This window comes from Marinomonas ostreistagni (assembly GCF_016461785.1).
GTDB lineage: Bacteria > Pseudomonadota > Gammaproteobacteria > Pseudomonadales > Marinomonadaceae > Marinomonas > Marinomonas ostreistagni_A.
The window spans coordinates 20,219-44,540 of sequence record NZ_JAEMUH010000006.1 but is presented as its reverse complement, the minus strand read 5'-3'; the positions used below and the strand labels follow the sequence as shown (position 1 = coordinate 44,540).

Genomic DNA, 24,322 nt, shown 5'->3' with positions numbered 1-24,322 from the left:
AAGATTGGCAAAGGTAACAACAGTAAAACCCACGGCCACTGAAGCTCAAGCACGATGACTCCTTATCCAATATCGGGTTGTATCTATAAGGGCTTGTCTTTTATCTGGGCTTAATTGAGTATTGGGCTGGTAGGGTAACTCAATCAGCTCCTCAGTTAAGTTTTGGAATGAGTATTTTTTTCTGCCCATTTGTTTATCTAGTAAAGGGATGAGCTCAGCGTTGGACAAGCGCAGTAACGTATCGTTTTTCTCTGTCTTTAAACATCTTTTGATAAGTGATAAGCATAACTCGACCAGTGCTCTGTCACTTAATTCATGAAGTTCTTGAAGCTTCGCAAGAGCCTCGCGCCGATAAGTGCGTTTTTTATGACGCCTTATAAAAAGATAGGTTATAAATATAAACCCACTTAACAGGACGAAAAGGATCGGCCAAAACCACCAAGCTGGTGGCCAGTTAGCAATGCTTTCTGGCAATAAGTAAGCTTTATTTGGCAAATCTATCGTTGTGTTCATTTCAATGTAAAGCCCCCATATTCAGTAACGTTTTTACAATAGCGATAGGGGATTCATTTACATTAAAAGTGAGTTTGGGAATCCCTAAACTTACTAATAGCTGGTGGTGTTTTTGAAACTGTTCGAGATAGCGTTGCTTGGCTTCCTTACGGTGGGCGGTATTAATCTCTATGGCTTTCTTTTGGTGGCTAAACTGGTAGATGCCATCTGGGATGGAAAAGGTGTTTGCATCCTCCAGAGACAGCCAATGAACACGATTATGCTTTGCTAATTGAGTGAGTATTGCTCTGCTTTTTTCACTCACAAACATTTGGTCGCTTAAAATAATAATGTTACTGCCTTTTACTAGTAGGTGGTTTGGCAAGTTAAAATACTGGTTACTGCAAGCTCGATTATCGATTTTTGTAAGGTAAGCTAAACCCTGTCCCCAAGTTTGCCAGTCTCGGACAATATTTGTCAGCTCAAAGCTTTGCTCTTGGCAGGTAAGCATGGACAAAGGGTCGCGCGTAATATAACTGCGCCAGCCAATTAGCGCTGCAATTTGCGTTAAGCGTGTACTGATAAATGTTGTTTCTGTGCCAAAGTAGGCATCTTTGGAAAAACTGCAAATAATGAAGGTTCGATGTTCAACATCTTCTGTGTACACACGGGTATGTGGCGTTCCTGTGCGAGCCGTCACTCGCCAATCCATATGACGCACATCGTCAGTGGAGACATAGGGTCGTATCTCTCTTAGTTCAATTCCATGCCCTTTCTTTCTGCTAATGTCTTGCCCATTTTGGTGTCGCAGTATTGGGGCAGATTGCGCCTTCCCAAGTTGTTTGGCATAACTGCTGAAACGCTGTATTTCCTCGGTGGTGAGTTCTGGAGAAGGCGGGATGAGCAAGTTATCCATAATTTACAGCACAGGTACTTTTGCTAAGATCATGTTAATTAACTGTTCGTTGGACAGATTTTGGGCGATGGCCTGAAATGATGGAATCAAGCGATGCCTAAAAACGTTGTGTACAATGGCTCGGACATCGTCGGGCGTAACATAGTCGCGACCACTGAGGATAGCGTGCGCACGAGCACAGCGATCTAACGCAAGCGTGGCCCTTGGGCTGACGCCATAATCTATCAGTGCAGCCATTTGGCCTTGATCTTCAAAATACTGGGTTGGCTGTCGAGTCGCCATGACAAGGTGAATGATATACTGCTCCACCGCATCTGCCATATACACATTTAAAGCTTGCTGCTGGAGTGATTTGATATCATCCATGCTAATTGTTGAGGAGTCCGAGGCGGTGTTTTGTTTGTTTTGTTCCCTAATTAGCTTTAGTACCTGCAATTCTGTTTCAGCATCGGGATAATCAACGATTAGCTTCATAATAAAACGATCAAGCTGAGCTTCAGGAAGAGGGTAGGTACCTTCTTGTTCAATCGGATTTTGTGTAGCGATAACAAAGAAATGATCAGGGAGTTGGTAGGTTGAATTGCCTACGGTAATTTGGCGCTCTCCCATAGCTTCAAGTAGTGCTGATTGTACCTTGGCGGGAGCGCGATTTATTTCATCGGCCAATATTATATCATGCATAATTGGCCCAGCTCTAAATTGAAACTGTCCAGTATGCTGTTGGAAAATTTCAGAACCTGTTAGATCACCAGGTAATAAATCTGGAGTAAATTGAATACGCTGAAAGCTGGCTTGAATTGCTTTTGCGAGCGATTTGGCTGCGGTCGTTTTGGCAATGCCTGGAGGACCTTCTAAAAGTACATGGCCCTGCGCGATGAGAGCAATGAGTAAATCATTAACTAATGTAGTCTGACCGACTACAGCGTGATTCAACTGCGCTTTTAGCTGTGCTATTGCTGTTTCCATACCTTGGTATGCCCTTATACTGCTGTCAAAATCTCCGTCAAGACAATATAATAACCACCATCGTGATCAAGATAAAACCTCTTAATCAATATGTTTGATTAAAGGTTATGACAGTTAAGGTACAGCATGGCCAAAGTGACTATTGACGTAAGTTTACCCGCATATAAATACAAGGAAATGTATCAGGGCTCAGTGAAGTTTCTTGTTGCGAAAAGTCGTGATGGTCGAATGATACAGTTGCCTCTTCTGTCTTTTCAGCGTTTTGTTACGCACAAGGGCGTTTATGGTGCCTTTGAAATTGAGTTTGATGAGAATAAAAAGCTCGTCAAACTCGAAAAAATTTTATAATCCCCCCCACATTCGACTGAACAAAAGGCAGAACTATATGTATAACTTAGCGCGCTCTTTGCTATTCAAATTAGACCCAGAAGTGTCTCATGAATTGTCTCTTGATATGCTTGGCGCATCCAGTCGTTTAGGACTGACCTCTTTGTATGCACGCCAGCAAACAACTACGCCAGTTAATGTGATGGGTATTGAGTTTCCAAATGCCGTAGGTCTTGCTGCGGGATTAGATAAAAATGCAGAGGCTTTCGAGGCGTTAGGGGCACTAGGTTTTGGTTTTGTTGAAGTCGGTACTGTTACGCCAAAAGGACAATCAGGCAACCCTAAACCACGCCTATTTCGTTTGCCGGAACATGACGCCATTATTAACCGTATGGGTTTCAATAATAAAGGTGTAGACCATATGGTTTCGCGTATCCGTAAACATGCTTATAAAGGTGTTTTAGGTGTTAATATTGGTAAAAATCTGACTACTTCTGTTGAAGATGCCGCGGCAGATTATTTGGCATGTCTAGAAGAAGTGATTCCTTACGCTGATTACATTACTGCGAACATCAGCTCGCCAAATACGCCTGGACTTCGCTCTCTTCAGTTTGGTGAGAGTCTTGCTGAGTTGATTTCACCTCTTGTGGAAGCGAAAAAACGCTATGCACAGGAAAATGGTCGCCAAGTGCCTCTAGCCGTTAAAATAGCGCCTGACATGACTGATGATGAAATCAAGATGGTGGCTGACACCTTAGTAGAGCAGCAAGTCGATGCAATCATTGCAACGAATACCACGCTGTCACGTGATGCAGTGGTTGGGCATAAATATGCGAATGAAGCAGGCGGTTTAAGTGGTGCGCCTGTGAAAGATGCGTCAACGCACGTTGTCAGTGTATTGTGCGACCATTTAAAAGGTACTTTGCCTGTCATTGGTGTAGGCGGTATTCTGTCCGGAACTGATGCCGTAGAGAAACTTCAGGCGGGAGCAAAGTTAGTGCAAATTTATTCTGGCTTTATTTATAGAGGGCCTGAGCTAGTCCAAGAGGCTGTTACAGCAACGGATACTTACATTAGAGAGGCTAGTCTGGACAAGTAAACGAAAAAGGCCTGTCATAAGACAGGCCTTTTTCTAGAAGAAAAGTTACTGAGAAAAACTGGCCGCTTTATACGTACCATCAACAGGGGTGAGACCATCCCACATGTCACCGCGACCTTCACGCCACCCTGCTAACCAATCGGGGCGAGCAGATACGTGACATTGCTCTGAAAGGGCTTTCGAACGGCCAGCCATGCCTGCTCGATAACCGCGTACATACGCTCTTTGATGAAGATCTCGTTTTTGTTTCTTCATAAATACGTTCCTCTCAGTTCTCTTTTTTACGTAAGTGAACTTTAATTAATAGTAGAGAGCAGAGTGTTTGTCTAAAAACACTTTGCTCTAATAAAATTTAAAAATTCATCAAAAAGTAATAAACATGACACATAACTCCGAGCTCACTTCTAGTGACTCCCAGACACAAAACATTGCTCTTGAATTGACCTGTCCAATTGGCTTGGAAAATATTCTAGAAAAGGAGCTACATGACATAGGCTTAACCGAGACTCGGCTGGGTGAGGCTCAGGTTAAGTTGACTACTGATTTGCGTGGCATGTACCTCGCCTGCTTATGGTCTCGTGTCGCAACGCGAATCATGATGCCTCTTGCAACATTTAAAGTTGGTTCAGCGGATGAGCTTTATCAAGCTGTCGCTGCCATTGATTGGTCGGATCACATGCACGCAGACAATACGATTGCGATTGATTGTCATGGTACGAACCATGCAATTCGCAATACGCAGTTTGGTGCAGTGAGAACGAAAGACGCCATTGCGGACTATTTCTCTAAGAAAACTGGACGACGTCCGAGTGTTGAAAAACAAAACCCTGATCTGCGCATTGCCCTTAAGATCAAGCGAGATCAAGCTGTGTTGAGTTTGGATATGACTGGAGAAAGTTTGCATCGTCGTGGCTATCGCCAGCAGGGAGCCATGGCCCCGTTGAAGGAGAACCTAGCGGCTGGTCTGTTGATGCGTGCAGGCTGGGGCAAAGATACACGTTTTCAACAGCTGGTTGATCCGATGTGTGGTTCGGCGACCTTCTTAGTTGAAGCGGCTTTAATGTCTCTAAACATCGCCCCTGGTTTACGTCGTCAATATTGGGGCTTTAAGGGTTGGAAACAGCACGATCATCGTCTGTGGCAACAGTTGAATGACTTTGCTAAGAACGAACGACTCCAACCTCAAGACTTAACTGTCAGTTTCCAAGGTACGGATCGCGAGCAAAAAGCGATTGCTGCGGCGCGCGAAAACATCAAGCGAGCAGGGCTTTCGAATGTGGTAACTGTCAGCTTGTCTGCATTCCAGCAGCATGAGTTTGAGTGGCAACAGCAGCCAACACTGGTTATGGTGAACCCACCTTACGGTGAGCGTTTAGGTGATGAAATGGCGTTGGTGTCCTTGTATCGCCAGCTTGGGGATTGGGCTATCGAGCATGCTTTAGAAGGTGAAATGATGCTGCTTACCAGCAGTGAAAATCTTGCTCGACAAATCCCAATCCGTCCAGAAAAAAGTTCGCGCGTTTTAAACGGTGGACTAGAATGTCGAGCCTACCGTTTCCCAATCAGCGATAGTCATATTAAAGCTGGTAGTCGCGAGCAGGTGGGGTTGTCTGCAGGCGCGCAAATGGTGCTCAACCGTTTACAAAAGAACCAAAAGAAACTGCGTAAGTGGGTAGAGCGTGAAAACATTGCTTGTTACCGTGTTTACGATGCAGATATGCCAGAATACGCAGTGGCGATTGATATCTACAACGATTGGGCCCATGTTCAAGAGTATCAGGCGCCTAAGAGTGTTGATGAAACAAAAGCTCAACAGCGTTTATTTGAAGTCGTAGCTGCAATACCTACCGCTTTGAACATTCCTGAGACTAATGTCGTGGTGAAGCAGCGCTTAAGGCAATCTGGTAAGCAACAATACGAAAAAGTTGATCAGCAGCAACACGAAATGGTGGTAGAAGAACACGGTTGTGATTTTATCGTGAACCTTAAGGATTACCTAGACACGGGATTGTTCTTGGATCACAGACCTGTACGTAAGTTGATTCAAGAAAAGGCAAACGGTGTTCGATTCCTGAACTTGTTCTGTTACACCGCTTCGGGGTCGGTTCACGCTGGACAAGGTGGTGCTAAGAGCTCGTTAAGTGTAGATATGTCGAACACTTACACGGAGTGGGCACGTCGTAACTTGGAGTTAAATGAGTTCTCTGAGCGAGATCACCAAGTTGTTCGTGCAGATTGTTTCGAATGGTTGCGTCAGGCTGATGGTGAGTTCGATCTGATTTTCATGGATCCACCGACTTTTTCAAACTCTAAAAAAATGGCAGGTGTATTAGACATTCAGCGTGACCATGTAGATTTGATCGATTTAGCAATGGCACGCTTGCATGCTAAAGGTGAGCTGATTTTCTCAAACAACTACCGTCGATTTGAGTTGGATGCCGAGATAAGCGAGCGCTACGAGGTGGAGAATATCACCCGTCAATCGTTGGACCCTGATTTTGAACGAAACCAAAAAATTCACCAGTGTTGGATTTTGCGTCACAAAGCTTAGTTAGGATTCATTCCTGAAAGTTAGTATAATTTTAAGATAAATCTGACCGAATGGTCTGTAATTATATTCCATAGAAGTAAATTGATATTATGAGTAAAACATTTCGTTTGGTGATCAGTTGTCCTGATCGAGTAGGTATCGTGGCAGCAGTCAGCCAATATTTAAATGAGCGCAATGGTTCTATTGTAGAAGCAAATCATCACACTGATCCTGAGCAAAAATGGTTCTTCATGCGTCACGTAATTGACGCGGAAACTATGAGTGTTGATATTGATACGTTCCGCAAAGAATTTTCAGAAATAGCCAGCAAATTTGAAATGGATTGGTTCATTAATAGCAGTGAAGAAAAGCCTAAAGTTATGTTGATGGCGACTAAAGAGTCTCACTGTTTGAATGATTTGCTGCACCGCTGGCACACTGGCGAATTGCAATGCGATATTGTGGGTGTCATTGCGAATCACGAAGATCTTCGATCAATGGTTGAGTGGTACAACATTCCTTATCACTGCATTAATGTCCCTAAAGATGACAAGATGCCAGCCTTTCAAGCTATTGAAAAGGCCATCGATGAGTCAGGTGCTGATACCATTGTACTGGCGCGTTACATGCAGATTTTTCCTGAATACTTGTGTGAGAAGTATCGTCACCGTGTTATCAATATTCACCACAGTTTTTTGCCATCATTTATCGGTGCTAAGCCTTATCATCAGGCAGCCGTGAGAGGTGTAAAGTTGATCGGTGCAACGTGTCACTATGTGACCGCTGATCTAGATGCGGGTCCTATCATTGAGCAAGATGTGATTCGAGTTCGTCACAGTCATTCGGCAACAGATATGGTTCGCCTTGGTAAAGATATCGAGAAATTGGTGCTATCCCGTGGCTTGCGTTACCACATTGAAGACCGTGTGTTAGTTCATGGCAACAAGACTGTCGTCTTTGCTCAATAAACTGCAAAAAAGGGTAACTAGGGTGAAACTGGTTACTCTTTCCCTTCAATAACATTCAGTTATTTCATTTTTTTACTATAGTTACCTGAGTCAATCTATTTGTTTGGTTGAGGGTGACGCGATGAAATTAAAACTTACACCAACCCAAAACCTGTGTGTTGGGTTTCTGGAAACTGGTTTCGAGCTCATACAAGTTGGCGATCAGTATTTCTTTGTCAAAGGAAAACGCCGTCAAAAAGTGTTATCAAAAACCTTAGAGGCTTTAGTTAGTCGAGGGGCCTTAAAGTACACTCGAGAGGGTACTTACGAGCTGAGTGAAGAGTTCAAACAGCATCGTAAGGAAATGCGCTCATTAGTGGAGTCAAAGCACGTCCGCCACTAAGTATGGCGGCGTCTTTGTTTATTGTAAGGTTTGAGTGCTTGGAGTAAACAAATCTGCTACGGCTTTTTGCAGTGCCGCACTGGCGTGAGGTGAGCGCAGAATATTCCAGCAAGCTTGGCGTGTCTCTTGTTGTTGTGTCAGCTCAGCAACGATGTGTTTAAAGCCAAGCTGCGCATCATCTCGGTGAGCCAATTTCTCTAGAATAATACGTAGCAATTGACCCTGAGCCGTTAGCCAATGAGGACATTTAGAAACCAAGGCGGCAATCAACTCTAGTTGCTCATCGCTGCAATCAGTAATATCCCCGAGCATCGTAAACAGTGGGATAAAGAGATCGTTAGGAAAATCCCCTCGCGCAATGGCTCTAATGAGGTGAGAGGCACCGGCTGGTGTCGTAACAGAGTCAGTCATTTCGTTGCTTACGGCTTTTACTAACGCATTGCTTGGTAGGTGATGCTCTAGTGCGTGACATAGAGGAAAACGTACATCGTCAGGTGCTGTGCATAGCGCTCTAATGACTTCTTTCTCGTATGCTGCTTTTTCATTTCGGGCTGCCAAATCTGCTAAACCTTGAACCCCTAGATCCTGCCACTCATCGCTCAAGGAGGCGTTTGCGTTACGTAAGTACGTGAGAACGGCATCTAGGTATTCTGATGCGGGTTGTTTTAGATCTCTTGCCAGTATGGCATGAAAGCTTGCAAGGCGATCTTGATCTGGCTGAAAAGCATACGGGTTATCTTCCAGAGCTTCTTGAACACCTTGCTCCGCGCCCTTGTGCATGATCTTGTCAACAATGGTTTTGATGAAGTGATCGCGGGTGCCGAGGTTGAGGCAGCCGGATTCATCTAGAGGCAAGCGTAAAAACCAAATAACTTGGTTTGTCGAAATGCTGTCAGAGCTTTGTTTAAGAACACAAGCGAGCCACGCTTGTTTACGAAAACTGTAAGGATAGATCTGTTGTTTCTTATCAAACTGTACAACTTGTTGCGGTGTGATTTTAGTAATATAGCGCCCAACGTCGTAGAATGTGGCTTTGCATCCTACGGCATCGAAAAGGTCGCTAAGAGATTCAATGTTTTGCATGGCGAGTGTGGCCGTTCCAAATAACTTAAATGGCCTCATCATACCGTTTTTTAGGAGAGAAATCAGTTGTCTCATTCGATCCAACACTATTCAGAACTGGCGGATTTAATTTTAGAACTGCAGATGGCGATGCAGTCCGCTCATGTCTGGGAAATAGACGAACCATCGATAGAAGCCTTAGCATCAGAACAACCTTTCTGTATTGATACAATGACTTTTGAGCAGTGGTTGCGTTATGTATTAATAGAGCGTTTTAAAATAATGATCGAACATCAAGAGCCTCTGCCAAACCGTTGTCATATTTCACCAATGGTGGAAGAAGCATTTCGTGGTCTAGAACCAGCAAAAGTAAAAGATTTAATTTTAATTACCGATGCAATTGACCGTTTTCTAAGTCGATTGGTTGCCACCCAATGAGTCATTCTGTTAAGCAGCTATTTGCTGACTTAGAGTGGTTGCTTTGTGAGCGAGAGAGTTTTGTAATCGATATTCCGTTGGCGAAGTTTTTGTTACCAACGTGGCCGCAAAAGTTACAAGAGCTTAAAGCGAATCCACATGAGCTTATGGAGCATATGGCGTCTGCTAAATCACATTTTCTCGGCACATATTTTGAGCAGTTGTTTTCCTTTGTAATACAACACTTTTCAACGCTAAGGGTCATTGCGGAACATCAGCAAATTCATGTCGATGGTAAGACATATGGTGAGGTTGACCTCTTAGCAGAGCTGCAAGGTAAGGTGTATCAATTTGAAATAGCTTTGAAGTTCTACTTGTATCGATCTGATTTGATGGGTGGAATCTGGATAGGCCCCAATAAAAATGACAATCTGCATAAAAAAGAGAGTCATGCACGTAATCATCAGCTTAAAATTTTAACCATTAATGAGGGTAAGGAATGGTTAACTTCTGTTTCTAAATGTTCAGATACCCAGAAAAACCTGATGATATATGGTCGTCACTTCTACCCTTTGAAAAACAAAACGTGCAACTTTTTTGCTCATTCTGATTGGCATGGCGGATGGATTAGGTTGTCTGATCTTTATTTAGCTCAACCTTTCTTAAGTCAGTTGTGTGAAGCTAATAAACCTTATTGGATTACTGCAAATTCAGATATTTCAGTTAAAAAACAGATAAATAATGATCTTATGCTTGAGTTATCGCTTCGCTTTCGTGGTGATGAGAGACCTGTTTTGTTTTCGTGCGTGAGTAGTATAAAATTAGACAGTTCCGAATTATTTTGGCTATTTGTGTGCCCAGATGATTGGTAGATGATATAAAATTGAATCATCTTCAAACTTATCCGCCACTTTTTTCGCTTTTTTGATGTATTAGATGAATGACATTGTTGAGTTCTTAGTGCCAAGCTCGAAACGAGCGGCTTGGGTAATAGATATCGCACAAGGAACTGTGTCATGGAGTAACTCTGTTGCAAAGGAGCGCTTTGCAGATGCTCTTGGAGTTAGTCACGATGGTCTAACGTATATTAATCGTGACTTGAAAAGTGACTTGTCGCATTTTTTAGCGCAGTCGCAGTCAAGTTCGCTTTTGTGCTTTCACTGGCTTATTCGTGATGTTAGCAATAGTCTGTATCGCTGTACGGCAACGGTTATTTCGTTAGGAAGCGAAGAGGCACTTGGATTTTCTGTTGAGGCGTTTCCATGCCCGCCGAGTGTTTCTCAAGCCATGCCGTACACCTACGGTAAAAACTCTATTTCTGAACGATTAAATTCACTGATTCTTCTTTCATTCTCAAAGTCAGGTGACAAACAATTTGTCAGTCAGCGTGCTCATACATTATTCCCTAATATAGGTAATATTCGAGAGTTATTTGCCGTCTACAGTGCTGCAAATCATTTTATAGAGAGAGTGAAGCGTGATGGGGCTGTGCATCAAGAGATTCGCCTCTCTACCGCTTCTGGTATTCGATGGTTTGAATTAGAAGCACATATTAATCCTGCGAATGGAAATATTGATATGTTCGCTCAGGATATACAGGAACTTCGCGATTATGAAGTAAAGCTCTATAGGTTGCAGAACTACGACAGTTTGACCCACCTTCCAAATAGAAATCTACTCTACCAACAATTGGAAAAGGCGAAAGCGACAGCCGAGAAGAGAGAGCGGCAATTTGGGGTGATGTACCTAGATTTAGATGGTTTCAAAGTGGTTAATGATACTTTCGGGCATCGAGTCGGAGATCAACTGCTGCAGGAAGTTGCCAACCGTATAAAGACAACCATCCCCTCTCGTTCGTGCTTGTATCGACTCGGTGGAGATGAGTTTGTAGTAGTGTTAGAGCATGTCAAACACTTAAATGAACTTGAAGAAATCGCCGTACTGATCAATGCAACGGGTGCTGAACCTTACCCTGTTTCTGATATGGAGATGCTTATCACTACGAGTATTGGTATTGCATGCTACCCTGATCATGGTGGTGATATTGATACACTTCTTAAGAATGCTGATGCTGCGATGTATCGATCCAAAGCGAATGCTCACAATGGCTATCGTGTTTATCAGGAGCAGATGAGCGAAGGCTTTAGTGCCTATTTAACTCTTGGTGGTGGTCTTAGAAAAGCCATTGAAGAAGGCCAGTTTGAATTGTATTACCAGCCCAAAATACGTTCTTCAGACGAAGTGACAGTGGGGGCAGAGGCTTTAATTAGATGGCATCACCCTGAAAAGGGCATGATACCTCCTGATCAATTTATCCCTGTCGCTGAAGAGAGTGGTTTAATTCTTCCGCTTGGTGAGTGGGTAATCCGTAAGGCTTGTGAGCAACTAAAAACTTGGCAGGACCAAGGCTTACCACCAATAAACCTATCGGTGAACCTATCAGGACGTCAGTTCCTGCAGCCAGACTTAGTAGAGGTAGTGCAGCAAATATTGCTGGAGACGGGAATTGATCCAAACTTATTAGAGCTTGAACTGACTGAAAGTATGTTGATGTCGGACGCTCACGGCACCATTAAAAAACTGCACGACTTTCGAGAAATGGGCATTACTTTATCTATTGACGATTTTGGAACAGGCTACTCATCTCTTGCTTACCTTAAAAAATTTCCGATTCAAGCGCTTAAAATTGATCGCTCATTTATACAAGATTTAGGAATTGACGGGGATGATGATGCGATTGTGAAAGCAACCATTGCCATGGCACAGAGCTTGAATCTTAAAGTGATTGCTGAGGGCGTTGAAAGTCGTCAGCAAATGAATTTACTGACCGACTACGAATGCCAAGAAGTGCAAGGGTATTTATTTGCAAAACCTATGTGTTGTGATGATTTTGAAAAGTACTTAGAAACATTTACGCAAATAGTCCCCCCAATAGAAGGCTAGAAAAGTCTGCGTAATTTGCTATTTACTTGGTTTCTAAGTTAACGCTTGTGACTCGCTTTTTGTTAACATTCAGCCCATTCTGTAATTGTTCTTTCGTCTTCATTTCGGAGCCTGAGTGTCTAATCTAGAAAATTTATGCTGCCCTCTTGATCAGTCTGTTTTGCAGCGTCAAGAGCGTACTTTGGTTTGTGCGCATGGGCATTCCTTTGATATCGCAAAAACGGGTTACATTAACCTGCTGCCTGTGCAAAAAAAGCACTCTAAAGATCCCGGTGATAGCAAAGAGATGGTCGCTTCCCGTAGAGCTTTTTTGTCTAACGGTTACTATGATCCTGTTATTGAAGCGATTATTGCTTCCTTACCTGATTCACTCGCGTCTGCGAACAGATTAGATGTTTTGGATGCTGGCTGTGGTGAAGGTCATTATCTACGACAGCTTACTGAACACCTTTCAGCGGCTCGTGAGGTATCGGCCGTCGGTTTGGATATTTCCAAATGGGCGATCACAGACGCCAGTAAACGCAGCAAAAGCATTGACTGGATTGTCGGCAGTAATGCGCATGTACCGGTGGCCTCAGGGCGCTTTGATTGGCTTATCTGTGCATTCGGTTTCCCTGTCATTGAAGAGTTTCATCGAGTGTTAAATGATGCGGGTTATTTGTTGTTGATTGAATCGGGGGCAGATCACTTAATTGAGCTTCGAAAGATACTGTACCCTGAGATCAAGCCATATCGTGCGACGTTTTTGGAAGGGATAGAAGGATTCGAATTGGTGTTAGAGAAGAACCATCAATTTAAGTTTTCTCTTTCAACACCAGAAGATATTGGTCAGCTTCTCAGTATGACACCGCATATCCATAAAGCGCCTTATGAAGGCCGAAGAGCCGCACAGGCATTACAGCAAATCGATTTGACCGCAGACGTAAAGTTGCGTTGGTATCAAAAGCAAGGAAAGACTTATGCCGAATAAATTAGAGGCGTTGTTTGATAAAAATCGCGATTGGGCTGCAAAGGTCAATGCTGAAGATCCAGAATTTTTTGATAAATTATCTGAGCAACAAAAACCTGATTACCTATGGATCGGCTGTGCAGACAGTCGTGTTCCAGCAAATCAAATAGTCGATTTATTGCCAGGGGAGGTGTTTGTTCATAGAAACATTGCCAATGTTGTCGTGCACACGGATTTAAATTGTTTATCTGTTATTCAATATGCGGTGGATGTGCTGCAAGTAAAGCATATTATGGTGGTTGGGCATTATGGCTGCGGTGGTATCAAGGCGGCGATGGAAACACAGGAATATGGCTTAATAGATAATTGGTTGCGACATATCAAAGATGTTTATCGAATTCATAAAGCTGAGGTTGACGACATTCACGATGACTGTGACAAGTTTGATCGTATGTGCGAGCTCAATGTAATAGAGCAGGTGGCAAACGTTTGTCAAACGAGCATAGTGCGTAATGCATGGAAGCGAGGGCAGGCGTTAACAATCCATGGCTGGTGTTACTCTATTAAAAATGGCCATATCACAGATTTAAATGTAACCGTCGCGGATGAAGAAGAAGCCTATCTTCGATTAAATACAGTCCCGTAAAAAAGTTAAAAGGCGCTGGTGATAGCGCCTTTTTTAGTTATAGATCTGCGTTTTCGGCAATCGTTTTAGCACAGCCAGCAATGGTTGAGCGCAGCCAAATATGGCCTGGGTCATGCTGTAGCAAAGGGCTCCATAGCATTTTTAACTCAATAGGTGGGATCTCGAATGGTGGCTCGACTACTTTAACGCTTGAGCTATCAACCATTAAACGTGTCGCTAAAGATGGTAATGTAGCCACAAGGCCAAGTTGTTCTGTTGAGCGCATAGCAACATTATAACTGCGAGTGAAAAGTCGAATGTTTCGTTTGTGACCGAGTTCTGCCAGTGTAGAATCAACCCAGCCAAGTTTTTGGACTTCTTCAGGCTGAATACCAACGCCAACCCCAAAACCTGTTTTGCTTACCCAAACATGTTGCGCCTCTAGGTAGTCCTCTAGACTCATGACTTCGTCAAAACGATCATCATTTGGTACTAAGCATGAGAATCGGTCTACCCATACAGATTTCTGGTGGAAAGACTGCGGTAGTGTATCGAAACGGTTAATAACCAAGTCAACCTTGCCTTTCTCTACGTCATGAAAGCTAACGTCACTTGGGTTCATGACATCCATAATGACATTAGGTGCTTCGCGCTGCAGTTTTTGCATTAACGGTGGAATAAGTGTCGCCTCGGCATAATCGCTGGCCATAATACGGAATACACGGGCACTGGACTCTGCATCAAAGTTGTGTCCCAGATGCAATACTTCATCGACAGACTGTAAAATACTACGTACCCGAGGTTGCAGTTGAATCGCTAGAGCAGTTGGCATCATGCCATCACTTGTGCGAACTAAAAGTGGGTCGTGAAATAAGTCCCTAAGTCGGCGTAAGCCATTACTCATTGCAGGCTGTGTGATACCAAGTTGGTTGGCAGCATGAGTAACATTTTGCTCACGAAGTAAAGAATCTAAGTAACGCAGTAAATTGAGGTCGATTTTATCGAGCTGCATAGGGAGACCATTTCGACTAGTAATGGTCACGCATGATACTGTATTTTTCTAATGAATAGAACTTGTCATAGGCTGCACTATGACCAATGTCGTATGCATCGATCAACTAAAATAAGATCGTCATGTGAAACGAAACTGAGGCAAATATGCGTTTAGAAGTTAGGTGTGAAGATCGAGTTGGGATGGCAATGGAAATACTCGATCTGCTGGTGCCTTATCATATCGACATGCGCCGAGTGGAAGTCAACAGTCGTATTGGCTGCTTGTACGTAGGTTTTGATGATATTGAATTTAAGCAATTGACTCAATTGTTAGCAGACATCCGTCGTTTGCGTGGTGTCGCAGATGTAAAAACCGTGCAATACACGCCCTCAGAGCGCGAGCAACACGTGTTACATACTTTGCTGGAAGCTCTGCCGGATGGCGTCGTTGCTGTGGATTTAAAGGGCATCATTACCATGGCAACGCAACAGGCTGCAGAAGATGTGTCGAGTACTCTGACTCAGATGTTTGGACAGCCACTGAGTCAATTTATCCCCAGTATTAATTTTGAACGATTGGATTGGCAAACTTTTCAGCATGGGGTGACGAAACGGGTTCGTTTAAATGGTCAGCTTATGTTGTTAGAAATGCAGCCTTACTTTGTGACAAATGAAAACGCTATAAATGTTTGTGCGGGTGGCGTTATTTATATTCGTTCTGCGCAAAGGTTGGGAAGGCAGGCCTCTAGTTTGCGTAAAGCCCCAGATGCTGAGCATGCCTTACAAGGATTTCTGGAAACAGGCGTATGTCGAAGTGTGGCCATGAAACGTTGCCTAACCTTTGCTCATGCCTATGTCTCTATAGACAGTCCGATGTTGATGACAGGGGAGTTTGCCGTTGGCAAAAAACGTTTACTGGATGCTATTTTCCATGCGTGGCAAAAGCAAAATTTAGAATTTGAGTCAGCGATTCGATACGTTGGAGGTGGCGCATTAGTTCCTGAAATATTGATGGAATATTTGGAGCAAGGTGGTTGGTTGGCCATTGACGATGTTGAGCGCATGTCAGACTCCTGCCAAGGTCTGTTAATTGATTGGTTAAAAGAGCAGCCAAGTCGTTTGTATCAAACACAAGCGCCTTGTCGAGTGATTGGGTTATCGAGACTAAGTGATGAGAGTTTAAGAGAGCAGGACCATCTTCGTGATGAGCTGTATTTCATGCTAAGCAGCTATCAATTGCATGTGCCGCCTTTACGCGAGCGCAAGGAAGATTTGGCGGGGTTGTCACGCGAAATCTTAGCGGATGCCGGTGAACGCTCGGGGGAGACGCCAATGTCGTTATCAGAAGACGCCATGGCATCACTGAAGATGCATCATTGGCCTGGTAACTTAAAAGAACTGGAGTCGTGTCTTTACCAAGCAAGGCATATTGCCAGTGGAGTGCAAATTGAAACCAGCGATTTGCCATTAAAGGTGGGTGAAACTATGCCAATTGCTTTGATTGATGGCTCGCTTGATAAAACCGTCAAAGCCTATGAAGCTCAGGTATTGAGAAAGTTGTATCCGCAATACCCGAGTACACGAAAATTGGCCAAATTTCTAAACGTAAGTCACAGCTCTATTGCAAATAAACTAAAAGAGTATGACATCGTTTAGCAGGTGCATCGCCATCTAGGTATCAAGATGGCGACTAAGAACTAGCTAGCGAGGAAATCGATCGCGAGGGCGCTGTTTTAGTTGCTTCTCTTGCTCAATTTTAATTGGTTGAGCTTTCATCGAAGGTGTAGATACAGTACTGATTAGGGAATGTGCCATCCAGAACGCACCAGCAACGGCAGCGACAAATAAGGCAAATTCAAACATAATCTTTCTCCACTTGTTTTCGTTATGACTCTAATATGGGCTAATAATCTCTCTTCGTAAAGAGAGTTTTGTTGCAAATTCGTAACAATGTCACGAAGATTCGTATCCTATTAGGATAAATTAAACCGCTCCCTAAGGAATAAAGCGACCCCATCGGCATCATGATGTCCGACCGTAGCCGTTGCTTTTTGCTTAATATAATCTGGTGCATTGTCCGTCGCGTAGGCTTCGTTTGCCATGTCAAACATGGTCAAATCGTTGTCGCCATCACCGAAGACAATAAGATTCGTTGCACTGAGCTCTTCCATCAGCTGCATGATTGCAGAGCCTTTACAGGTGCTGTTGTGGTGTATGTCGATCCAATGTGTTTCGGGGTGATAAATGCCACCACCACAGTAGGCGACCAATTCATCGTAATTAGAACAGCGTTCTACGAGTTGCTGTAATGGTGATGGGTGTCCTAGAGCGCTAATGTTAATAATGCGGGTATCAGGCGTGAGCCCTGACAGGCTGTGTTTGGTTAAGTTATTATGCCCAGACAACTCTTCAAGTACCATTTCGCCGTACTTGTCCAATGTATCCGGATGAAACACTTGTTGTTGACCTTGTGCATCTAGGCAAAATACAAAGGGTGTAACACCTTGCTCTGCAAAATCATTCAAGGTGGCACGAATGGTTTCATGGTCCAACAAGCCATTGTGACGATAGACCTGTAGCTCAGGATGCCACCATTCAACACCATTTTTATAGATTTGCCAGAGTGGGAAGTTATGGCCTTCGAGACAAGGCTGCGCTGCCAGATGAGTTCTCCCAGTCGCTAGAGTGTAAGCGATGCCAGCTTGCTTCATCTTTTCAAGTGTGTCGATGGTGGTGGCAGACAAACGTTGCTGTTTATTTAAAAGCGTGCCATCTAAATCAAAAACCACTAAATCCATAACAACTTACACCTTCGATTATTCAACAAACTTAGAATATCAGCTACGTTAAAAGTTCACCGCATGGATTAAAAAAGGGCGATCACTCGCCCTTATATACTAGTTTGCTTTTAAGGCTTGCCCCTCAAATGAGATGCCGGACCAGCCATTAATGATGAACTGACGAATGTTCTGGTGATCCGTCCCTTCTGGATTTTCTAATACATCTTTACGATAAAAATCACCAAATAAGTTGAGAACACGGTCTTGGTCAATTTGATGGGTTTGCGCGAAGTAAAAGATTTTGCAAGAGCCGTTATTTTCGTTGGCTTGGTTAATCTGGACACCATTTTTGAATGCTGTTGGTGTAAATTCATACTCATTGTCAATGACACTAATCGTGTCTTGAAACGAGACCGTTTCTGGTGCAGAAGAAAGTTTTTCCAATAAAGTAGTCGTTGTTAACATGCTAATACTCTTACTTAGTGTTTTTCGCTGATAGGGGAAAGCTGTTCAAAATGGCGAACGATGCGATAAATAATGTATGTTGTCAGTCCGCAAAAAGCCATGATACCTAACATTGGTACAAAAGTACCATTGTGAAGTACACTTAAAACTACACCGCTTAATGCACCAAGCGAAAAGCGAATTGTGCCAGCAAGGGCGGCAACACTACCATTCAATGATCCTGCTCGACGCATTGCTCCCCCCATGAAACCACTCCCTAAAATACCAATTGGACCAGTGAAAAACATCATACCTAGGATTAACGCAGGTAGAGGAGGTTGCTCCATAAAGCTCATACAAATCAGTAAAATGACATCCAGCATCAAAATGGTCATAGCGTGGCGTATTAGAGTGTCGATCCCAAGACGCTCAACAAATCGGCCGTTGATAGTCGTCGCCAACATCATCGTGATGACGTTTAAGCCAAACAAGAAACCAAAAAGACCTTCGTCTACGCCATAGACCTTTATGTAAACAAAGGATGCACCAGTAACGAAACACATTAATCCAGCAAAATGTAAGGAGCCTGCCATAATGTACCCCATAATGATGGGGTGGCGAGTTAATTTATAGTAATTGCTCATTGCTGTTGTAAACGACAGTGGTGTTCGTTGTTCTGATGATAATGTTTCAGGAATAGTTTTTAAGAATAGAGCAATGGCCAAAATGGCAAGTAGCATTAAAAAAATAAAGATCGCATTCCAATTGAATACAACCAAAATAGCTCCCCCCACTATTGGTGCAACCAGTGGTGCTAGAGCCATCACCAACATTACCATCGACATTGCTTTGGCAAATTGATTGGTACTGAGGTTGTCCTTAACAAGAGCAGGAATGGTTACCGCAACGGCCGCGCCTCCCATGGCTTGAATGACACGTCCGATAAGAAGCCATTCATAGGTACTAGCAGTCGAGCAGGCAAGGCTACCAAGGCTAAAAATGATCAGTCCGCTAACCACTACTTTTCGGCGCCCAACCGCGTCTGATATTGGTCCATAGATCATTTGGAAGATCGCAAATACTAACAAGTAAACGCTAAGAGTAAGCTGAATGTGACTGATATCTTGATTTAAGTCGTTTGCCATACTGGGAAAGCTGGGTAGGTAGGCGTCGATGGCGAGAGGAGTGATGCCTGACAAGAGTCCGAGGACAAGAATAATAGGAAGTGTAAGTTGCATAGATCTCCATCTAAAAGGTGTAAATATTAATTAGTTGATTAAATCAATTATAAGGGTGTCTTATTAATACGAAAACCTTCAATTGAGGAAAGACTTCTTAATTAAACGACCAGTCAAAGTTGACGATAGTGCTGCGCGCATTTCTATGATTCACTTGGTATCATTTTTTTGATCTTTAATGATTGTAGTAGAACCTATGTTGAAATTTTTTGAAAGGTGGCTAAACGCATACCCTGAAGTAGACCCCAAACAAGCACCAAAGACATTGTTTGCGTTTTGTCTTTACTACTCCAAAGGGGCTGAAATTCCCTTATTGCTCATGTCTGTGTTGACGGCTATTGCCGCCATATTAGAAGTGACTTTGTTTAGTTTTATGGGGCAATTGGTTGATTGGCTAGTGACTAAAAACCCTGAAACGTTTTTGAGCGAGGAATCTGGTCGTTTGATTGCAATGTCAATCATGGTGTTGGTGGCAATGCCTTTGGTAACCTTTTTGCACTCAGCCATTGTGCATCAAACTTTGCTTGGGAATTACCCAATGCGCATACGTTGGATGGCTCACCGTTTTGTATTGCGCCAAAGTGTGTCATTTTTTCAAGACGACTTTGCTGGACGTGTTGCGACAAAGGTCATGCAAACATCGTTAGCTGTTCGAGAAACAGTGATGAAGTTGCTTGATGTGCTGATGTACATCTTGGTGTATTTCATTTCCATGCTGGTTTTGATTGCCCAAGCTGATTATCGCTTGGTGCTGCCAATGTTGGGCTGGTTGGCAGGTTATATCGCTATTCAGTTGTATTTTGTGCCTCGCTTGCGCCGTATATCAGAAGAGCAAGCCGACGCTAGATCCACCATGACGGGGCGAATAGTGGACAGCTACACAAACATATCGACCGTCAAGCTATTCGCCCATAATCAACGTGAGCTGTCTTATGCAAAGGAGTCCATGAATGGGTTTCTCGCAACGGTTCATAAGCAGATGCGCATGGTAACGGGGCTAAATGTTTGTGTTCAGAGCTTAAACTATCTTTTGGCATTTGTGATTGCCGCAGTGGCCATTGGCCTCTGGTTAGGCAGTGCCATCAGTGTTGGAGCCATCGCCATTGCAGTGAGTTTAGCTTTGCGGCTGAACGGCATGTCACAGTGGATCATGTGGGAAGTTAGCGCGTTGTTTGAAAACATCGGCATGGTTGCAGATGGTATGGGAACGCTTTCAAAACCGCTCACAATTCAGGACAAAGACGATGCTAAGCCTTTGTCGATTTCGAATGGAGACATCCATTTCGATCAAGTCGCGTTTCATTATGGCAAGGAAGATATTTCAGTTATTGATGCGTTAGATCTTCATATTAAGCCAGGTGAAAAGGTGGGCTTAGTAGGGCGCTCAGGTGCTGGTAAATCGACTATCGTTAATTTGCTTATGCGTTTTCACGATGTTGAACAAGGAGCCATTAAAATAGATGGTCAAGTGATCAGTGATGTTCAACAAGAATCGTTGAGAGCGGGCATCGGCATGGTGACTCAAGATACGTCACTGCTTCATCGCACCGTACGCGATAACTTGATGTACGGTCGCCCTGAGGCCACAGAAGAAGAAATGATTTCTGCGGCGAAACGTGCTGAAGCGCATGAATTTATTCTTAGTCTGACAGATCCTTACGGCAACACCGGATACGATGCCATGGTTGGCGAACGTGGCATTAAGCTTTCAGGTGGTCAAAGACAGCGTATCGCCATTGCACGAGTTCTACTTAAAAACGCGCCGATATTGGTGCTGGATGAAGCCACTTCTGCACTGGACTCCGAAGTTGAGGCAGCCATTCAACACAGTTTGTATCGTTTGATGGAAGGTAAAACGGTGATCGCAATCGCCCATCGACTTTCTACTATTGCCGCGATGGATCGTTTGATTGTGTTGGATAAAGGGGCGATTGTTGAGCAAGGCTCTCATACTGAATTGATTAAGCAAGGCGGGATTTATGCCAAGCTGTGGTCGCATCAAAGTGGTGGGTTTATTGCTGAAGACATTGACGATATATAAGCCGCGCTTAGCGCGGCTAAGTAATTGATCGTAGTAAGGCTAATTTATTGTTTAGTCTTACTTTTCTTGTTGGCTAACCATAAGAACTGGTAAGGCATCAAGGTGACTTGAGCAAGTCTATCCTCGTATTTCTGATCAGTCACTAAATCCGTCCAATCGTCCGTAGCGATTAAGTTAAGCTCAGCTAAGTTAAAGCTTTGTGGCTCATCGGTGATATTATAGATCGCAAACAAGCTTTGGCGACGATCCAAGCTCTGGCGCCAAAATGCAAACAATTTGTTACCGGTATGTAGGATATACTGAGTTGCATTAGGGTGAAAGGCCGGCTGCGCACGTCTGATTTGGATGAGGTTTCTCAACGCCTGAAATACTTTTTGGTGATGAGTAGGAGTGTTGAGCTTGTGCTCTAAATCATCCATGTCCCAGATATGGCGGTTGATTGAGCGAAATTGCCCAGTATTGTCGACACGTGCGCAATCGTTTTCAGTGCCAAACAAAGAATGAATATAAAAAGCTGGTAAGCCTTCCAAAGCTAACTGTACTGCCGCAGCACACATGAAGCGGGCAAACTGCCATTGGTCTGGACCTTTGCTAACGGAACCGCTTAAGGCATCCCACAAACTAATGTTGATTTCGTAAGGTTTCGCTTCGCCTGTTAGTGTTGTTCTCGAGCTAATCTTTCCGCCAAAGCGTTTCATTGTGCTGATGAGGTTGTCCAGCTCCCATTCACTTAGTAAGCCTTCTGTTGGTCGTAAACCGACACCATCATGAGACGCGACAAAGTTTAGGTAAGTCGTACCTTGTTGGGCTGGCGGCATTCTCATTAGCCAATTTTTCAAGTGATCGCAGTCTCCCGAGACCAGCGTGTTAATTAAAAGTGGTGGCAGCGAGAAATTGTATATTAGGTGTGCTTCGTTGGCGTTACCAAAGTAGGTTAAGTTTTCTCGGTTAGGGATATTGGTTTCGGTAATAATGACCGCGTCAGGCGCATAATGCTCGATCATCAAACGCAGTAAGCGAATCATTTCATGGGTATTGGGTAGGTTGATGCTTGGTGTACCAGGGCTCTTCCAAAGAAAAGCGACCGCATCCAACCTAAACCAGCGAATGCCTTTTTCTAAGTAGAGACGGATGATGCGCAAGAACTCCATCAACACCTTGGGATTTTCGAAGTTCAGGTCAACTTGATCATGACTAAAAGTACACCAAACATACTTAGTGCCATTCTTGGTTTGGACTTCACGTAACAAAGGGGATGTTCTTGGGCGTACAACATTGCTCAAGTCAGCGTTAGGATCGGCCTCGTAAAAGTAGCTAGCACCTGGTTCAACTCCCGCTTTAAAGTTCTCAAACCACATGCTTCGGCTGGAACAGTGGTTGATCACCAGATCCCCCATCACTTTGAAATCTTGTGCTAAAGCTGAGATATCACGCCACTTACCAGCGGATGGGTTAACGGAGGTGTAGTCCATCACACTGAAGCCATCATCCGAGCTGTATGGAAAAAATGGCAACAGGTGAACAGTAGAGATACATTGAGCCAGCTCTGTTTTGACAAAATGATGCAGCGTATTAATGGGTGGCTCATTCTCACGACGTAGGGTGTCGGCATAGGTGATCAACATGATATCCGACTGATCCCAGATGTTTCTATGGGGTTGCGGAGATTCTGTCTTTGGATCTAAACCAAATGTGGCTAAACAATTTCTTGCCATTTCCCCTGCATCAAGATGAGGATACAGAACTTGTAAGTGGCCAATTAATCGCTGTTCTAAATGTGAGAGGGGCGCTGCATCCATAAATAACTACCTTATAAATCATTGTGCATGAAATTGAATATTAAGCAGTGCTTTGGAGTAAGGGCTATTTTGGCCCATACTCCAGCATGTCTTGTGCCACTGCTTCTTCAAGTTGTTGCATTACACCTGGGAAGGCGCTAGCCACACGGTTCCAGCTTGGAATAAATGGAGCTTCCATAGGGTTTTCTAAATACATGTTGCCAGCTTTCATAATATTGCTGGCAAATAGCTCTACAGCTCGTTCTTCAGAGTGAACATCCAGTTTTAAACCATTGATCTCCGCGTCATTACGGTAGGTTTCGATGAAATCTAATGCTACTCGATAATAGGTGGCTTTGATGGTGCGGAAGGTTTCTTGGTTAAAGACGATGCCGTTGGTGGCCAGCTTACGGAAGATCGCTTTGGTAATATCGATCGACATTTTAGATAAGCCACCATCATCGTTATCCGCAGATAAGTCCTGGTGCTTGTGATCGTACGCATCGGCAATGTCCACCTGACATAAACGGTTGGTAGAGTAGTTGCGATACATTTCTGATAGCACACCAATCTCTAAGCCCCAATCGCTCGGAATTCGTAAATCTGTCATCACATCGCGGCGGAATGAAAACTCCCCCGCTAGTGAGTAGCGGTAGCTGTCTAGGTAATCTAGATAATCTAAATGACCTAAAACTTTCTTGAGCGAGTAGAGTAATGGCGTTACCAGCAGTCGGCTTACACGACCATTCATTTTTCCATTCGCCGTGCGGGCATAAAAGCCCTTACAGAATTCGTAGTTGAAGTTAGGGTTAGCGACAGGGTAGATCAAGCGAGCAAGTAAACTACGGTCATAAGTGACGATATCACAGTCATGCATGGCAACAGCGTCTGCATCGGATGATGTGAGTGCATAGCCCATACAGAACCAAACATTACGACCTTTGCCGGGATCATTCGGTGATAACTTTTCACCTTTAAGAATTTCATCAATGGCGCGTAAGCGCGGGCCGTCATTCCAAAGTACTTTATGTTTCTGCGGTAGCTCAGAAAAGAATTCCAAAGCGTGTTTGTATTGTTCTTCCGTTGCACGATCAAGGCCGATGATGATCTCAATCGGATAAGGAACTTGCTTCAGGTGGCGAATGATATTTGGCATCGCCTCCGTTTCAAGCTCGGAATACAAGCAAGGTAAGATTAAGGCCATTGGGCGTTTTTTTGCGAATTCACACAGCTCACTTTCCATTTCTTCCAGCGGTCGCTGTGACAAATTATGCAATGTAGTTAATATGCCGTTTTGGTAAAAGTCACCCATTGTTTGTCTCCTTTAGCATTGTTCATGCTTGTTCGGCGGGCCAGTTCACCAGCCGAAAAA

24 protein-coding genes are annotated in these 24,322 nt (G+C 43.8%); 12 read left to right on the top strand and 12 right to left on the bottom strand.

Annotated elements, in window-relative coordinates; translation table 11 throughout:
- Positions 1 to 45 precede the first annotated feature (45 nt).
- Genes JHD44_RS07265 through JHD44_RS07255 form a run of 3 tightly spaced genes read right to left on the bottom strand, consistent with a single transcriptional unit; the run spans position 46 to position 2,374 of the window.
- Positions 46 to 513 carry a DUF4381 domain-containing protein gene (locus tag JHD44_RS07265; RefSeq protein ID WP_199462103.1) on the bottom strand — a complete coding sequence of 156 codons (468 nt, stop codon included), beginning with the start codon at positions 511 to 513 and terminating at the stop codon, positions 46 to 48.
- 1 nt (position 514) lies between these two features.
- The gene (locus tag JHD44_RS07260; RefSeq protein WP_199462102.1) at positions 515 to 1,408 is read right to left on the bottom strand and encodes a DUF58 domain-containing protein; all 894 of its coding nucleotides are present in this window, start codon (positions 1,406 to 1,408) and stop codon (positions 515 to 517) included.
- 3 nt (positions 1,409 to 1,411) lie between these two features.
- Entirely contained in the window at positions 1,412 to 2,374 is a 963-nt protein-coding gene (locus JHD44_RS07255; protein ID WP_199462101.1) for an AAA family ATPase, read from the bottom strand.
- 126 nt (positions 2,375 to 2,500) lie between these two features.
- Between JHD44_RS07255 and JHD44_RS07250 the strand changes: the two genes are divergently transcribed.
- Positions 2,501 to 2,722, top strand: coding sequence for a DUF2835 domain-containing protein (locus tag JHD44_RS07250; RefSeq protein WP_199462100.1), 222 nt, complete (start codon positions 2,501 to 2,503; stop codon positions 2,720 to 2,722).
- 37 nt (positions 2,723 to 2,759) lie between these two features.
- A complete protein-coding gene (locus JHD44_RS07245; protein WP_199462099.1) occupies positions 2,760 to 3,800 on the top strand; it encodes a quinone-dependent dihydroorotate dehydrogenase in 1,041 nt (346 codons plus the stop codon).
- Positions 3,801 to 3,845: 45 nt separating this feature from the next.
- Here JHD44_RS07245 and rmf read toward each other — a convergent pair whose 3' ends face one another.
- Positions 3,846 to 4,055: a ribosome modulation factor gene (gene rmf / locus JHD44_RS07240; protein WP_199462098.1), complete on the bottom strand. Its 210-nt coding sequence runs from the start codon at positions 4,053 to 4,055 to the stop codon at positions 3,846 to 3,848.
- A 124-nt stretch (positions 4,056 to 4,179) separates the two neighbouring features.
- On the opposite strand from rmf, the gene rlmKL reads away from it, so the two are divergent.
- The 3 genes from rlmKL (at position 4,180) to JHD44_RS07225 (ending at position 7,680) form a co-directional block, all read left to right on the top strand.
- The gene (gene rlmKL, locus JHD44_RS07235; protein ID WP_199462097.1) at positions 4,180 to 6,351 is read left to right on the top strand and encodes a bifunctional 23S rRNA (guanine(2069)-N(7))-methyltransferase RlmK/23S rRNA (guanine(2445)-N(2))-methyltransferase RlmL; all 2,172 of its coding nucleotides are present in this window, start codon (positions 4,180 to 4,182) and stop codon (positions 6,349 to 6,351) included.
- Positions 6,352 to 6,440: 89 nt separating this feature from the next.
- Entirely contained in the window at positions 6,441 to 7,298 is an 858-nt protein-coding gene (purU, locus tag JHD44_RS07230; RefSeq protein WP_199462096.1) for a formyltetrahydrofolate deformylase, read from the top strand.
- A 121-nt stretch (positions 7,299 to 7,419) separates the two neighbouring features.
- Entirely contained in the window at positions 7,420 to 7,680 is a 261-nt protein-coding gene (locus tag JHD44_RS07225; RefSeq protein WP_199462095.1) for a formyltetrahydrofolate deformylase, read from the top strand.
- Between the two features lie 18 nt (positions 7,681 to 7,698).
- Here JHD44_RS07225 and JHD44_RS07220 read toward each other — a convergent pair whose 3' ends face one another.
- Positions 7,699 to 8,838, bottom strand: a complete 1,140-nt coding sequence (locus JHD44_RS07220) for a DUF3549 family protein (RefSeq protein ID WP_233401877.1) — start codon at positions 8,836 to 8,838, stop codon at positions 7,699 to 7,701.
- On the opposite strand from JHD44_RS07220, the gene JHD44_RS07215 reads away from it, so the two are divergent.
- The 5 genes from JHD44_RS07215 (at position 8,830) to can (ending at position 13,697) form a co-directional block, all read left to right on the top strand.
- Complete coding sequence (locus tag JHD44_RS07215; protein ID WP_233401875.1) at positions 8,830 to 9,180, top strand: YqcC family protein; 351 nt, start codon at positions 8,830 to 8,832, stop codon at positions 9,178 to 9,180. The genes JHD44_RS07220 and JHD44_RS07215 overlap by 9 nt on opposite strands.
- Positions 9,177 to 10,031: a DUF1853 family protein gene (locus JHD44_RS07210; RefSeq protein ID WP_199462094.1), complete on the top strand. Its 855-nt coding sequence runs from the start codon at positions 9,177 to 9,179 to the stop codon at positions 10,029 to 10,031. The genes JHD44_RS07215 and JHD44_RS07210 overlap by 4 nt, the downstream gene beginning before the upstream one ends.
- 64 nt (positions 10,032 to 10,095) lie before the next feature.
- Positions 10,096 to 12,102, top strand: coding sequence for a putative bifunctional diguanylate cyclase/phosphodiesterase (locus JHD44_RS07205; protein WP_199462093.1), 2,007 nt, complete (start codon positions 10,096 to 10,098; stop codon positions 12,100 to 12,102).
- Positions 12,103 to 12,217: 115 nt separating this feature from the next.
- Positions 12,218 to 13,072 (top strand): putative RNA methyltransferase, encoded by an 855-nt coding sequence (locus JHD44_RS07200; RefSeq protein WP_199462092.1) that lies wholly within the window; start codon positions 12,218 to 12,220, stop codon positions 13,070 to 13,072.
- Positions 13,062 to 13,697, top strand: coding sequence for a carbonate dehydratase (gene can / locus JHD44_RS07195; protein WP_199462091.1), 636 nt, complete (start codon positions 13,062 to 13,064; stop codon positions 13,695 to 13,697). The genes JHD44_RS07200 and can overlap by 11 nt, the downstream gene beginning before the upstream one ends.
- Positions 13,698 to 13,734: 37 nt before the next feature.
- Here can and JHD44_RS07190 read toward each other — a convergent pair whose 3' ends face one another.
- Entirely contained in the window at positions 13,735 to 14,688 is a 954-nt protein-coding gene (locus JHD44_RS07190) for a LysR family transcriptional regulator (RefSeq protein ID WP_199462090.1), read from the bottom strand.
- Positions 14,689 to 14,834: 146 nt separating this feature from the next.
- Between JHD44_RS07190 and JHD44_RS07185 the strand changes: the two genes are divergently transcribed.
- Entirely contained in the window at positions 14,835 to 16,325 is a 1,491-nt protein-coding gene (locus JHD44_RS07185) for a TyrR/PhhR family helix-turn-helix DNA-binding protein (RefSeq protein ID WP_199462089.1), read from the top strand.
- A gap of 45 nt (positions 16,326 to 16,370) precedes the next feature.
- Here the strand turns inward: JHD44_RS07185 and JHD44_RS07180 are convergent, their stop codons facing one another.
- From JHD44_RS07180 to JHD44_RS07165, 4 genes are all read right to left on the bottom strand, one after another.
- The gene (locus tag JHD44_RS07180) at positions 16,371 to 16,532 is read right to left on the bottom strand and encodes a hypothetical protein (RefSeq protein WP_199462088.1); all 162 of its coding nucleotides are present in this window, start codon (positions 16,530 to 16,532) and stop codon (positions 16,371 to 16,373) included.
- Between the two features lie 110 nt (positions 16,533 to 16,642).
- Entirely contained in the window at positions 16,643 to 17,467 is an 825-nt protein-coding gene (locus JHD44_RS07175; protein WP_199462087.1) for an HAD-IIB family hydrolase, read from the bottom strand.
- A 99-nt stretch (positions 17,468 to 17,566) separates the two neighbouring features.
- Positions 17,567 to 17,914 carry a HopJ type III effector protein gene (locus JHD44_RS07170; protein ID WP_199462086.1) on the bottom strand — a complete coding sequence of 116 codons (348 nt, stop codon included), beginning with the start codon at positions 17,912 to 17,914 and terminating at the stop codon, positions 17,567 to 17,569.
- A 14-nt stretch (positions 17,915 to 17,928) separates the two neighbouring features.
- The gene (locus JHD44_RS07165) at positions 17,929 to 19,131 is read right to left on the bottom strand and encodes a Bcr/CflA family multidrug efflux MFS transporter (protein WP_199462085.1); all 1,203 of its coding nucleotides are present in this window, start codon (positions 19,129 to 19,131) and stop codon (positions 17,929 to 17,931) included.
- Positions 19,132 to 19,327: 196 nt separating this feature from the next.
- Here JHD44_RS07165 and JHD44_RS07160 point away from each other — a divergent pair, with 196 nt between their 5' ends.
- Positions 19,328 to 21,172 carry an ABC transporter ATP-binding protein gene (locus JHD44_RS07160; protein WP_199462084.1) on the top strand — a complete coding sequence of 615 codons (1,845 nt, stop codon included), beginning with the start codon at positions 19,328 to 19,330 and terminating at the stop codon, positions 21,170 to 21,172.
- A gap of 44 nt (positions 21,173 to 21,216) precedes the next feature.
- On the opposite strand, the gene JHD44_RS07155 is transcribed toward JHD44_RS07160, so the two are convergent.
- Together JHD44_RS07155 and JHD44_RS07150 are read right to left on the bottom strand one after the other, a co-directional pair.
- A complete protein-coding gene (locus tag JHD44_RS07155) occupies positions 21,217 to 22,971 on the bottom strand; it encodes an alpha-amylase family glycosyl hydrolase (RefSeq protein WP_199462083.1) in 1,755 nt (584 codons plus the stop codon).
- 64 nt (positions 22,972 to 23,035) lie between these two features.
- Positions 23,036 to 24,262, bottom strand: a complete 1,227-nt coding sequence (locus JHD44_RS07150; RefSeq protein ID WP_199462082.1) for a glycosyl transferase — start codon at positions 24,260 to 24,262, stop codon at positions 23,036 to 23,038.
- Between the last annotated feature and the right edge of the window lie 60 nt (positions 24,263 to 24,322).